Raw genomic sequence first — 13,492 nt, forward strand, 5'->3', positions numbered from 1 at the left:
CGATGGGAACAAGAGATGAGCAGCTTCATCTGGGTGCCTTCATCTATTATAGCGGCCATCATCATTACGGCTGGCGGCATCCGGAATCCGGGGCGGAAGGGCTGTTTGACTTCAAGTTTTATAAAAGATTGGCGCAAACGGCTGAACGAGGGAAGTTCGATATGATGTTTCTGGCCGATCTGCTCTATGTTCGCGGCGTCGAGGATGCAGCTTCCGGCATGCTGGAGCCGGTTCAACTGCTCGCAGCCTTATCGACGGTAACGGAGAAGCTCGGATTGACGGCGACCGTATCGACAACGTACAACGAGCCTTATAATGTCGCAAGGAAATTTGCATCGCTCGACCATCTAAGCGAAGGGCGTGCGGGTTGGAACATCGTAACATCGCAGCTGGATGTTGAAGCTTACAACTATGGCAAGGACAAACACCCGGAGCATGGTCTCCGCTATGAGATGGCACGAGAATTTGTCGAGGTCGTCACCCGGCTTTGGGATACTTGGGAGGATCAGGCGCTGGTCATCGACCGGGAGGCAGGGGTTTTCGCCGACGGAGCGAAGGTAAAGGAAGTTGAATACAAGGGACAGTGGTATTCGACAAAAGGGGTGCTCAATGTTCCCCGCCCTCCGCAAGGGTATCCTGTGCTAATCCAGGCGGGTTCTTCCGCTCCGGGGCAGGATTTCGCGGCTGCGTTCGGAGAAGTGATCTTTACTGCGCAACAATCGCTGGAAGCGGCGCAGGCATTCTATGCCAGTGTCAAAGGGAGGCTTGAGGACAATGGCAGGCAGCCGGATAGCATCAAGATCATGCCGGGCCTCTCACCAATCATAGGGGCAACGGAAGCGGAAGCGCAGCAGAAATACAAGGAGCTTCAAGATTTGATCCCGTCCAATATAATTGTCAGTGCACTGTCCGCTACACTTAATTTCGACCTCTCCGGTTACCCAATTGAAGGGGAGCTGCCGGACATTCCTAACCCTGTCGAAGCGACCAACGGGATGAAAAGTCGCGTACAGCTCATTATGGACATGGCGCGCAAGGAGCGCCTTTCGATTCAGGATTTAGGAGGGCGTCTGATCGGTGCCCGGGGGCATATGCAGTTTGTAGGCACTTATGAGCAGTTGGCTGACTTTATGCAGCATTGGTTTCAGGAGTACGGCTGCGATGGCTTCAACATTATGCCGCCGGTGCTGCCGGGCAACCTTGATGAATTCGTTGATCATGTTGTGCCGATTCTCCAGCAGCGGGGGTTGTTCCGGAGGGAATATACCGGTAGCACACTACGCGAGCATCTCGGGCTGGAGCGGCCGGGTCTCCGCCATTTCCAAGCAGGCCATGAACGGGCGGCTGCATCCGCTGCAACGGCTACAACTTAAGAAACGATCCGCCTTGGCGTGGTGGCAGCTACCCGGACACCCTTCCACCAATACTGGCTCGCTTGCCAAGGTTATTGTGGTCGTGAAGATCGGCTAGCTGGGAAGTTCCTTTGGTAGCCAGTTGAATAATAAGGGCAGAACTTCATTGCTGAGTTCTGCCTCTATTATTTATCCGCTACTCGCAAATTTGGGTTCTAAAATATCACTAACCAGCAATGTCAATTCGTCAATGGGCATTGCTTTATTTTGTTTAAACCAATATACCAGAATACCAACCAGGCCAGATGAAATAAAGGCTAATGAGTATTCGGTGTCAGTTTGGCTAAGGTGCAGAACAGTACCGATTTCATTTAAATAATCATACAACTTTTGATTCAGAATATGGATTAAGTATATTGGACGTTTTCGATTTTATATTCAAAATGTTCATATTTAATATTTTGAATATTTAACTATAAAGAGATAGAATAGAATGATCAACTTGATTTGTTGTCGTTTATGATGGTACATGGGATTGAACTAAAGAAAAAACGAAAAGGGGAGAAGGAGTGGAGGGGAAGATTGGAACTGTAGGAGCGCTAGCGATCGCATTTGTCTCCAGATTTCAACCGCGACCGAAAGTCCAAGCTTCACCGGAGCGACGCCGATCCTTATGTTAATAGCTTAAGTTCAATATATAAGAGTAGACAACAAATACGTACTAGGAGGAAACAAGTAGTGGAAATTGGTATAAGCACCTTTGTCGAGACAACGCCTGATGTACATACTGGTAAGACCATGAGTCATGCTGAACGCATACGTGAAGTAGTGGAGGAAATCGTGCTGGCAGATCAAGTAGGATTGGATGTGTATGGTGTTGGTGAACATCATCGTCCTGATTTTGCTGCCTCAGCACCTGCTGTGGTCATGGCTGCGGCAGCATCTTTGACCTCTAGAATCCGGCTCACGAGTGCGGTTATGATTCTTTCGTCTTCTGATCCGGTGCGTGTATTTCAGGATTTTGCCACGCTTGATGCAGTATCCAACGGCCGTGCAGAGATCATGGTAGGGCGTGGATCGTTTATGGAATCATTCCCGCTATTCGGATACGATGTGAAAGATTATGAGGAACTCTTCGATGAGAAGCTGGATCTATTGCTGCAAATTCAGCAATCAGAGAAAGTCACTTGGAGCGGTAAACATAGAGCGGCAATAGATAATCTGGGGATCTATCCGCGCCCGGTGCAGGATCGCTTGCCGGTATGGATTGGCAGTGCGGGCAGTCCGGAGTCTGCCATTCGCGCCGGGGCCATGGGTTTACCTTTTGCACTCGCTATCATTGGGAATGTAAATCCTTCACAATATGCAGCGCATGTAAAGCTTTATAAAGAAGCGGCTGCCAAGGCAGGCCATGACGTCTCACAGTTGCCGATTGCCACCCACTCTCATGGATTTATTGCAGAGACTAATGAGAAAGCGCTAGAACAGTTTTTCCCTTCGACACATGCCCGGACGAATTTTAGAGCAGTGGAAAAAGGGCTGCCTCCCTATCATCGTGCAGATTATGATGCAGCGTGCAAGTTTGACGGGGCCTTATATGTAGGCGATCCGGAGACCGTTGCGAACAAAATCATTTATCTGCGCAAAGAAGTGGGTATTACGAGATTCCTGCTACATGTCCCACATGGTACAATGCCGCATGCAGAGGTGATGGAGGCCATTAGATTGCTCGGAACCGAAGTGGCGCCTCGTGTACGTGATGAAATTTCTCGTTGGGAGCAAGAGAAACGTTAATTTACCCAAACAAAAAAACAAAAAAACGGCAGAGATGCCGTTTTTTTGTTTTTTATTGATCCGTAGCTTTAAATCAGTAAACTCGGTTATGCAATTTATTGAAGAAGTCAGTATTTAGTGACTCTCCTCGAATATTCTTCCCTTCTCATTCCAACGAATCTCATGTGACAGTTTGGCAGCCATTCCCTTCATGAAATTTTGCATGACAGGGCTGACCAGCTTGTTCTTCTCCCGAATCATATAGAAGCGTCGACGGTACGTCCAATCTGGAACAGGCAGCTGATCCATGTCTTGTCTACACAGCCGGGGATAGAAGGCAACCAGCAGTGTGTACCCTTCTCTGTTCAGCACACACGGATTTTCATATGAGTTCTGCCGGTAGAATATTAACAGTCTCAGACATCCATGGCTATGGCGGGCTTCTGGAGAAGCTGCTTGAGCGTGCAGACTATCGCCCGGGGCATGACCGTCTCTTTTTGCTAGGGGATTATGTGAATAAGGGTCCTGATTCCGAAGGCACTCTGGCGCTCATTGAGTCGCTGTGCAAGGGGGGAGCTGTGGCATTAACGGGTAACAATGAGCTGAGATGGCTTAATAACAATGTCGCACCACGATGGTCTCCTTTTCTAAGAACACTTCCGCTTTGGTGCAAATATGAAGGATATCTCTTCGTCCATGCAGGCATCCGCCCCGGGGTCCCGCTGGAACAGTAGACAGCAGAGGATTTCACCGAAATCCGTGAGCCCTTTTTCTCAGGGAAACTGACGGTACAGAGACGGTAGTCTTTGGCCACACACCAGCTTTTCGACTGGGAGCACCAAGGGGAGAGGTTTAGCTCGGAGAGCGTAGAATGGGCATTGATACTGGAGCAGGACATGGAGAGAGCTTGACGCTTGTAGATTTAAGTGGAGGGATAACGTATAGCATAGTCGTAACCCCTGGCAAAAGTACCATTAGGATGTCACTATTGCCCTATGAATTTTGATGGTATGATAGATAGCGAGGTGAATTTATAATGACTAATGAGACACCAATCGAGGAAGAGAACAACAAGCAACCGGAAATGTCCGAAGAGGATTGGACTGAACTTCTGAAGGCAGTCCATCATAACAGCCTCGTAGCATTACGAATGAAATTCCAGGATGTTGAAGGACAAGTATTGAACATGGAAGCTTACGGTCCAGTTTTTGTGTACAATGTGAAGGATGAGTCCGGTAATGGATATTCATGCGGCTTTTTCCTGCGGGAATTGGTTGCGAGATTCCAGTCGGGCAATAAACCTGAAGTGTGGTTGGCTTCGTTCTACTATGAAATGATGAAGATTCCCGGGGGCAAGGCGCTTCCTAAACCGCCTGAGAGCGAAGAGGAAGCTAAAGCAGTCATCGATAATGTGCTGGTTCCGCATTGCATCGCGGCTGTGCAGGAAGAATTTGCACCCCAGCAAGTTCATGCAGGCCTGGCTTGGAATCAGGAGCACGGACCTATGTTCGAAACCGGATTTCCAGAGATCACGGAAGGCAGCAACGTGTGTGCAATTCCGCTTCATTTATTGCTAACCCATTTGCAACTGAACCGTGACCCTGCCGAACTGCTGGTTCAAGGCTTGTATCATATCCGTAAAGAACATGGATTGGACTAAAATTGAATCAACATAGGAAAGACATCGGAAAAACGGCAGAGATGCCGTTTTTTTGTATTTTAGAATAGGGATTTTGTTAAACTTTAATCAATTTAATTTTATACTGCCTCTCTTTTAACGTTCCTATTACATTCAGTTGATATAATAACGTGAATTTTTAATTGGGAGAGGGGTCAACTAACTTGAAGATAAGGAATCAGCGCTGGATGGCAGTCGTCCTTGTGGCGGCGATGGTCGTTCAATCATTGTGGTCTTTCGCAGGGACAGGCCATGCAGCAACAGGCCCGATAAATACCAATAATCTGGCGAAGAATCTAGTCATTAGCCAGTTTTATGGAGGCAAGAAAGACGATATCGCCGACCTATATACCAACGATTTTGTAGAATTATTCAATCCTACAGCAGACGCTGTTTCGCTAAACGGTTGGTCCATCCAATATGCTGATGATAAGAAAAAAAGCTGGAAGGCAGCAATATTAGGTTCCCCAACGGCTAAAATCCCAGCGTACGGTTATTATCTTGTTGCGCTTGGTAGCAATGGGAATGTTGGAAGCCCATTGCCTCAGCCGGATGCTGTGGAGGATTCTTTTAAAATAGGAAATAATAGCGGTAAGCTGGCACTCTTGAATACTACCCAAATCTTGACTTCCAATGACCCAATGAAGGACACGTTAAAAGACAAGGTCATTGATTTTGTCGGATACGATCCTGTCGTGGATGCCTCCTTGGGCAGTCCGGCGGCGCAAACGGGCAAGCAGTCGACGATACAGCGTTTAGTATTCGATCCGCTTGATCCGGAGAAAAGCACGACTTCAGCCGCAACTCCAAATCGGGGGAATAACTGGGATACTCGTTATAATAGTAAGGACTTTGAAAAAACAAAAGAAAGTAAGCCACGCAACTCCAGTAGTACGGCTGCGTATGCGATTCTGGAGAACGATCAGAACGTGCAAATGAAATCAGGATCAACCGTTGATCCGGCTCATAACAAAATTATTCTCACCGCTTTTAATGGTATTGTGAAGCAGGGGCCATGGGCTTCTGAGGACTTCACTGTGACCGGACTTCCTGCAGGATTGTCTGCGACGGCTAGTGCCAGCGGTGAGGAGATCGAGATTACGATTACTGGTGATGGAACGGCACACATTGTCGCTGATTCCAATCTTGCCTTTGAAATTAACCCTGGAGCTTGGAATCAATCCAACAAACCAACTACCCCAGTGAGCGTGTACCAAAAGAACAACACCGCGACATTGGTTAAATTCACACCGTCCAACAAAATTGCGGCGGTTCCAGCGTCATCTTCGATTAAGATGAGTGGTGCGAAGGATCTGAATGCCCGCCTACAACTGAATCTTACAGCAGGTATTCCGGCCAACGGGACGCTGAACTCCGATGCTTACAGTATGACAGGACTTCCTGCTGGGGACTGGAAGATCGTGGCGGAGGGGCAAAGCAGTGACAACACGATTACCTTCTCCATTTCGGGGACTTCTACCATTCCTGTGCTGGATACTGCGCAACTTAAGGTGATTGTGAAGCCGGAGGCTATGCAGGATAGTGACTGGTTAGCTTCTGATCCGATTAGCATCTCTCTACTTCGTTACAGCTCGCCGGTTCGTTCTGATGAGGCACGCAAGCAGGAAGTAGAACAAAGCATTGTAGAGGACAATACTAGTTTCAATGATGCAGTGACCAAAGAATATAAGTATGGAAGTAGTGCGATGGGAGCGAACGAATACACGTTCTTGCGCGGTACGCATTCGTTGTTCAAATCCGATCTTGCGTCAGGGCTGATTCCATCTCCTGCTTCGATCATTGCCGGGTGGAAAGACAAGGATATTCTAACCTACACGCAAGGCGATGCGCATATTCAGAATGTCGGTACTTTTAATGATAGCAAAGATCTAATGGTGTTCAGTCTGAACGACGTGGACTCTGCCGGAATTGGAAGCTTCTATGATGATTTAATCCGTTTTGTAACAAGTACTTATGTCGTAAAATACGATAAAGACAGCTCGGGTATCGCGAATTTGCAGGATGCTGATTTCCGCGACGTCTCCAAAACCTTCCTGGATACTTACAAAGATACACTAATTGAGATTAATAACGATAACAGAAAGAAAGCAACCAAGCTGACGAAAAGTAATGTCACTGCATATACCCAAGGTGTTATGGATAAAGTCTCCAAAGTGTCCTATCCCGAGGCGCTGCAAAAATTGCTGGGCAAACGGGCACTGAATGGGAGATTAAATATTGACGGCAATCCCGATAAGTTTGAACTAGCAAGTGAGGCTGAAGTGGCTTCACTAAAAGCGGATTGGGAAAATTACAAAGTCCAGGTCAGAGGCAGTTTCCCGAATCTTAGCGATGATCAGTTTAATGCTTATTTTACAATTAAGGATATTGTTCGGCGCATTCACCAAGGCATTGGCAGCATAGGGGTAGAACGTTACAATGTGCTGATCGAAGGCCCTAGTAATGCCAACACGGACGATATCTTGCTTGATGTAAAAGAGCAGACACGGGATGCTTACATCTCTAAAGATGCATATATCAAGACTGCAGTAGATACAGATGTTTATCTTGGCGTACTTGAAGCTTCGAATCGTTCATTCCTGATCCGGGAAGTCTCGCCGTTTAAGGGAGATTACACTGATAAGCCATTCAAAAATAAAGATGAACTAGAGCAATATCTGATTGACGCAGCTAAGGCTTATGCTTATGCGGATTCTCGTCAGGACAAGGTGTCCGATGAACTGAATTACAAGTTTGAAGAGCGTTTTGTAACGAATATTCTGCCAGTTTGGAACGACCTGGAGAATTTTATTCTTAATGCGGCTGAGGACTATTCGCATCAGGTGGTAGCGGACTTTGCACTGGTGCAAGGCGACATGCTGGCCGGAAAATTAATTGATGTTTCCACGCTGGACAAGTTGACTTTAGACACAGGTACGTTGTCTCCATCGTTCGATGCTGGAATTACCGAGTACAGCGTGACTGTCCCTCATTCGGTTGAATCGTTGAATATCACAGCAAAGGCTAGCGATGCAAAGGCGAGTCTGACAGCACAAGGCGAACCGTATACTAATGAAACAGCTCATACAATGAAGTTGTCTGCTGGGAAGAATGATATTCCTTTCACTGTGACTGCACGTAATGGCTCTACTAAGACTTATACTGTGACCGTGATTCGGGAAGCAGCGGAAGAAGACAGCAGCAGCGCTGATTTGAGCGACCTGAAGTTGTCCAGTGGAACCCTGAATCCTGTGTTCGACGGTGCTTTGACTCACTACACATCACAGGTGGACAATGAGGTATTGGGTATTACCGTAACCGCAAGCGTATATGATAGTGCTGCTACATTCACTGTGAATGGTACTGCAGGAACGAGTGGTCAAGCTAGTGGCTTGATCAACCTGAACGTGGGCAGCAATGAGCTCACTATTGTAGTGACAGCGAAGGATGGCTCCAGCAAGACTTATACTGTGGACGTGATCAGAAAAGCTGTGGAAGAAGCAAACAGCAACGCTGATTTGAGCAGTCTGGCCTTGTCGAGCGGTACGCTGAATCCGGTCTTTGCACCTGACGTAACCAGTTATGCGACTCAAGTTGACTACAAAGTATCAGGCATTTCGGTAACAGCGAATGTCTATGATAGTGCGGCTTCCATCACTGTGAAGGGTACTCCGACAGTTAGCGGACAAGCTAGCGGAGTTATTGATCTAAAGGTTGGAAGCAACATTATTCCGATCGAAGTGACAGCACAAAGTGGTTTCAAAAAGGCATACACTGTGATTGTGACCCGTGCCGCAGAGAGCATCCCTGATCCTACGGATCCTACAGGTCCGACAACACCGGATCCAGGAACACCGGATCCAGGAACACCAGGTCCTGGAACGCCGGATCCTGGAACACCAGGTCCTGCAGCGCCTTCGACCCCATCGACTCCGTCAGGTGGGACGAATAATGGAAATACTCCGGTTCATTCCGGAAGCATTGCCGTGAACGGTGGCGTGCTGACTTTGAATGGAGCAACGATCAGTGTGCCAGCGGGATCGATCGAGAGTGGAATCGAGATTACTGTTTCTAAAGTAACTTCATCCTCGAATTTGTCCACCGATGACACATTGAAACTATTGGGTGATGTTTATGAGATTACGAAGAATAAGGCTGGCGATTTTGGCCAACCGGTTACGATTACTCTGACTTTCGACCCGTCGAAGGTGAACTTCAATACATCGGTTGTAGGTTTGTACTGGCTGAATGAGCAAAGTAAGAAATGGGTACAACTGGACAACCTGAAAGTGGATCAAGCTAACGGAACAGTGTCCGGAACGGTTACTCATTTTACGAAATTTGCTGTTCTGGTATCCGACAAAGTAGAATCTTCGATTCCGAAGGTAGAAAAAGATTTTGCCGATATCCACGGACATTGGGCAGAGATCAGCATCAAGGAATTGGTGTCCCTCGGTGGGCTTAACGGTTACCCGGATGATACCTTTAGACCTGACAACAAGATTACAAGAGCGGAATTCGTGACGATGATCGTTAAGACCTTTAACCTTCAGGCTGCGAATGGAAAAGAGTTTGCCGACACTAAGACGCATTGGGCTCACGATACCATTGCAACAGCGGCAGCACTTGGCATCGTTAACGGTTATAGCGAAGATGCCTTCGGCCCGGATGAGTGGGTGACCCGCGAGCAAGTTGCGGCAATTGTTGTTCGAGCTGCTCAACTGGCTTTAGTTGACAAGAACATCAGCTTCTCTGATAGCTCCAAGATTTCCGCTTGGGCGCTTCCCGCGCTTAAGACAGCAATTGATCAAGGGCTAATTAACGGGTATACCGACGGTACAGTGAAACCGACCGGGAACACTACCCGTGCAGAAGCGGCCACAATCCTTCTGAGAGCACTCCAGTTAAAGAAATAAAGCATAGCTAAAAAGGCTGTTTCCCGGCAGGTAATACCTGTCTGGGGAGCAGCTTTTTTTTGTTTTAAATTGGATATTTTTAAAATGTTTGTTTCATTTTTATGAAACCTTCCAAATGCTAGTTGTGTTAAGTTAATTAGGGATTTTTTCAGTTTTTTAAAGAATAAATTAGTAAAGGAGACGTTATAGTGATGGTAAAGAGAATTACTGATCTCCAGAATCTGAAGAATCGGTTAGACAGAAAGTGGTCGCTCATTTACTGTCAAAGGGCTATAAAGAAGATGATTTTAATATCGATGTTAAATATTATAAAACGGGAGAAGACAAGTTCGGAGGTCCATACGCTATTAATGTAGTTTTTAACGATGAACCGAACGTAAGATATAGTTATAGGTATAATTATAAATCAGATAACAAGGAAATAACTCAAAACGGTATTTCGCCTATGAAAGGCAAGGATGATAAGAACTTTAAGTATGCTGAGTAATATCAAAATTTGAGCGAATCCCTATGGGGAGGACCCTTGTGCTAACGGGCAGAGTACGTTAATAAAGGAATAGAATATACTCCTCACGAATAATCAGATATCCCTTTAACGAAGGACAATGGATGAGGAGTGATCTTGTGAAGCTATATAAAAAAATTGATTATAGGTTGAGCAAGAAGGATACACCGTTAGTGGTGATCGATCGGATCGGACAAGCTTTCTGTGATGCTGCATTTGATCCACAGGACATCAAATTTTTCGTTGACGGCTTTACGCATGGCCTATCTGGAATCGACAGGCTGCTTGAACATAACCCAACACTCGTTCCTTTTCATCATACGGCCGAGACATCGCTGGGCCATGAGAAGAGACTGACCAACCTTCCCGCACGTTGGGACGGGGCAAATCCGGACGCTAGCAACGCCTCGCTTCGGATGCAAGAAGTTTTTGATATCGTAAGTGGGATTCCGCGCCGCTATCGATTGAATAAGGCGACTTTTGTGTTCGATCATCTTACAATGCTTAGCCGGAACCCTGATTCAGCTAAAGAGGAACCAGTCCCATTCATCGCAAAAGGGGATGTTTGTTATACCAGGTTGTTTGCACCCAGGATAACAGGATGGAGTGACTACCCTTCGCCGTGCATTAGGCTTCAGAGCGATTGGTGGATTTCAGGAAGAAGAAATTTTCTGGATGCGATTGTGGAGCTTGGAGATATCACGGACAGTGCTCCGCAGCTGGAGCTGAATGAAAGCGAACGTCGCCTTTTGGAGACTATCGGAGAGATTTACCACGAGCGAGTATTTTGCGCTCCCTCTACTGAGGAGGAGGCTGCAGCCGTTTTTGAGAACATGATTGCAGGCGAGCGGATCGTGCAATCATGCTACGAAGCAGGGAATCTGGTCGGAGTCCAATTTCCATATCAACTGAAGGCACTTAGGAGTGAGGACTTCTTCTCTGAACCGTTATCGGTCAAAAAAGCGATCAACCACTTTTTTAAAAAGCGCGGCTTCATCTACAATACCAAATACAGCGGCAGTGGCGTCTTTACGATTACAAAAGTAACCAAGCATAACCATCTCGTGAAGCTCACCTTCACTCGCGGCCAATTCGACGTGAACGTCTCGTGCGTAGGTAGTATAGAAGGCCCACTGTGGAAACATGAATTCGTACTTCCTGCCTCTGTCGATTACATGAGGCCTCACGGAGTTACCCGGCAAATTGACGTGGATCACCAGATCGGCAACATCGCTGCTGCTTATGATGCTGTAGAGAAGCGGATCGTCGAGGCGATCGATGATCTGTACGGCGCAGGGCCAGCATGGCTAACTTATTTATAAGTCTACGAGTCCGAAGTAAGGAGAGTTATTTCAATAACTCATGGGAACAAAGTTGCAAACATGGAAAGATGATCTCTACAAACAACGTAAAAAGAAGAAATCTGGGTACAACAGCGACAGTCAGGACTTCTTACTCGTCCAAGGCTGCCGCTGTTTCTTTTCATGAAGTCAGTTTTATATCATTAAATACTTTACTTTAGCTTTACTTAATGGAAGCCTCATAAATAGCATGAATGGACTTGGACAGCAGGGCGTTGAATGCCTCGTCTGTCTGCCCGGCACCTAATCCTTCGGATAAACCGCGAGAGAAGCTGGCGATTAGTCCGTGATGGCGGGCCAGCCTTTCGTTGGCTTCAGATTGGCTGTAGCCGCCTGACAGAGCCACTACGCGCAACACATGTGAATCATTTATAAGATCCCGATAGAAATTATCTTCTGTCGGGATGGAGAGCTTAAGCATAATTTTCACGTCAGAGCCAAGGTTAGATAAGTGTGCGGTAAGTTCTTCTTTTAACAGTTTCTCTGAAGCTTCTTTATCTGCACTGTAGATATCAACTTCAGGTTCGATAATCGGAATAAGCCCGCTATCAAGGATTTGATTGGCGATGGTAAACTGCTGTTCAACCACTTGTTTGATTCCAGCGGGATTCGCTTCCTTAATCACCGAGCGCATTTTGGTGCCGAAAATATTTCGTTCGACTGCCCGCTTCAGAAGCTCGTCCAAGCCAGCAATAGGCTTCATAAGCTGAACTCCGTCTTTCTGCTCAGCAAGTCCTTTATCGATCTTTAAAAAGGGTACAATGCCTTTCTGTTCCCACAGATAATCGGCGGTATATTGTCCGTCAATGAAACGGTCCATTGTGTTCTCGAATAAGATCGCGCCCAGAATATACTGTGCATCAAAAGCCGGGCTCTTAATAATGCGTGTTCTCATCTCATGGACTAATGCATACATTTGTTCTTCGTTCGAATAGCGGTCTTCTTTAACACCGTATTGCAGTAGCGCTTTTGGCGTACTTCCGCCGCTTTGGTCTAAGGCCGCAATAAATCCCTGTCCCGAGTGAATTCGCTCCAGTTGCTTCGTATTCGTATTCATGAATGTTCCCCTTCCCTTTCGTGGATTGTGGCAATCATGTATGCTTTTATTATAGCACTTATAATAGAAGGTATACATTTTTAGAGATACCAGAGCAGCTTGCTCGAATATTCTACACATAAAGGAAAGATGGATATTATGAAAGTAGATTTAGGCAACGATAGTATAGAGGTTCATGTGCAGTATGGAAAAAGAAAGAAGCTTAAGATCCAGATAGATACGATTGGTCTCGTTACCGTTAAAGCGCCCAGAGCGACAAGTGAAGAAATGATTAAAAGCGCTGTGGCACAACACGGGGCATGGATATTGGAGAAGAAACAGAAGATTGCTAAGGCTATGGCGGCCCCTAAACCAAGAGAGTATAAAGAACAAGGCAAGTTTCTGCATCTTGGAAAAGAGTATGACCTTCATGAACTCATAGATACGAGTGAGGGAAGTGAAGAGGAGCTTAAAACGAACCTCAAAAAGTTCTATTTTTCAAGCTGCAAGAAGATCGTTGGGGAGCGAATCCAAATTTATCAGACCCAATTAAGGGTAAAACCGAAGACCATTGATATCGTGGAGTCTAAAACGAAGTGGGGCAGCTGCAGCTCTGATAAAAAACTCACCTTCAACTACCGTCTGGCTATGGCTCCGCTTGAAGTGATAGATTATGTAATCATCCATGAACTATGCCATCTGCTGCATATGAATCATGACCGGTCTTTTTGGCGACGGGTTGGGAGTATCATGCCGGATTATAAAGAAAAGGAAGAGTACTTGGCAAGATATGGACATGCAATGACACTTTGAAATAATCGTGTACAGACGCCCCTTTTTATGATATCCTTATGTGTTACGTTTTAAAATG

At 46.4% G+C, this 13,492-nt stretch carries 11 protein-coding genes; 8 read left to right on the plus strand and 3 right to left on the minus strand.

Translation table 11 applies throughout. The annotated features are described in order from the left end of the window. The first annotated feature begins 2 nt into the window (after window positions 1-2). Window positions 3-1,373, plus strand: a complete 1,371-nt coding sequence (locus ACFVRY_RS15835; protein ID WP_387501176.1) for an LLM class flavin-dependent oxidoreductase — start codon at window positions 3-5, stop codon at window positions 1,371-1,373. Between the two features lie 168 nt (window positions 1,374-1,541). Here ACFVRY_RS15835 and ACFVRY_RS15840 read toward each other — a convergent pair whose 3' ends face one another. Beyond that, a complete protein-coding gene (locus tag ACFVRY_RS15840; RefSeq protein WP_387501402.1) occupies window positions 1,542-1,769 on the minus strand; it encodes a TetR-like C-terminal domain-containing protein in 228 nt (75 codons plus the stop codon). A 321-nt stretch (window positions 1,770-2,090) separates the two neighbouring features. Here ACFVRY_RS15840 and ACFVRY_RS15845 point away from each other — a divergent pair, with 321 nt between their 5' ends. After that, window positions 2,091-3,146, plus strand: a complete 1,056-nt coding sequence (locus tag ACFVRY_RS15845) for an LLM class flavin-dependent oxidoreductase (protein WP_387501177.1) — start codon at window positions 2,091-2,093, stop codon at window positions 3,144-3,146. Between the two features lie 114 nt (window positions 3,147-3,260). Here the strand turns inward: ACFVRY_RS15845 and ACFVRY_RS15850 are convergent, their stop codons facing one another. Beyond that, window positions 3,261-3,497 carry a hypothetical protein gene (locus ACFVRY_RS15850; RefSeq protein WP_387501178.1) on the minus strand — a complete coding sequence of 79 codons (237 nt, stop codon included), beginning with the start codon at window positions 3,495-3,497 and terminating at the stop codon, window positions 3,261-3,263. Between the two features lie 14 nt (window positions 3,498-3,511). Between ACFVRY_RS15850 and ACFVRY_RS15855 the strand changes: the two genes are divergently transcribed. The 5 genes from ACFVRY_RS15855 to ACFVRY_RS15875 all read left to right on the plus strand — a co-directional run bounded on the left by ACFVRY_RS15855 (window position 3,512) and on the right by ACFVRY_RS15875 (window position 11,546). Next, the gene (locus tag ACFVRY_RS15855) at window positions 3,512-3,859 is read left to right on the plus strand and encodes a metallophosphoesterase (protein ID WP_387501179.1); all 348 of its coding nucleotides are present in this window, start codon (window positions 3,512-3,514) and stop codon (window positions 3,857-3,859) included. A 302-nt stretch (window positions 3,860-4,161) separates the two neighbouring features. Then, the gene (locus tag ACFVRY_RS15860; protein WP_066372548.1) at window positions 4,162-4,785 is read left to right on the plus strand and encodes a hypothetical protein; all 624 of its coding nucleotides are present in this window, start codon (window positions 4,162-4,164) and stop codon (window positions 4,783-4,785) included. 182 nt (window positions 4,786-4,967) lie between these two features. Beyond that, on the plus strand, window positions 4,968-9,719 hold the full coding sequence (locus ACFVRY_RS15865) for a cadherin-like beta sandwich domain-containing protein (RefSeq protein ID WP_387501180.1): 4,752 nt from the start codon (window positions 4,968-4,970) through the stop codon (window positions 9,717-9,719). A 244-nt stretch (window positions 9,720-9,963) separates the two neighbouring features. Beyond that, window positions 9,964-10,206 (plus strand): hypothetical protein, encoded by a 243-nt coding sequence (locus tag ACFVRY_RS15870; protein WP_387501182.1) that lies wholly within the window; start codon window positions 9,964-9,966, stop codon window positions 10,204-10,206. A gap of 137 nt (window positions 10,207-10,343) precedes the next feature. Continuing rightward, window positions 10,344-11,546 carry a hypothetical protein gene (locus ACFVRY_RS15875; RefSeq protein ID WP_387501183.1) on the plus strand — a complete coding sequence of 401 codons (1,203 nt, stop codon included), beginning with the start codon at window positions 10,344-10,346 and terminating at the stop codon, window positions 11,544-11,546. 202 nt (window positions 11,547-11,748) lie between these two features. Here ACFVRY_RS15875 and ACFVRY_RS15880 read toward each other — a convergent pair whose 3' ends face one another. Beyond that, window positions 11,749-12,642, minus strand: a complete 894-nt coding sequence (locus tag ACFVRY_RS15880) for a fructose bisphosphate aldolase (RefSeq protein WP_387501184.1) — start codon at window positions 12,640-12,642, stop codon at window positions 11,749-11,751. A 138-nt stretch (window positions 12,643-12,780) separates the two neighbouring features. On the opposite strand from ACFVRY_RS15880, the gene ACFVRY_RS15885 reads away from it, so the two are divergent. After that, window positions 12,781-13,434: a M48 family metallopeptidase gene (locus ACFVRY_RS15885; RefSeq protein WP_387501404.1), complete on the plus strand. Its 654-nt coding sequence runs from the start codon at window positions 12,781-12,783 to the stop codon at window positions 13,432-13,434. Window positions 13,435-13,492: the final 58 nt, after the last annotated feature.

The organism is Paenibacillus sp. NPDC057934 (genome assembly GCF_042887565.1).
GTDB lineage: Bacteria > Bacillota > Bacilli > Paenibacillales > Paenibacillaceae > Paenibacillus_AQ.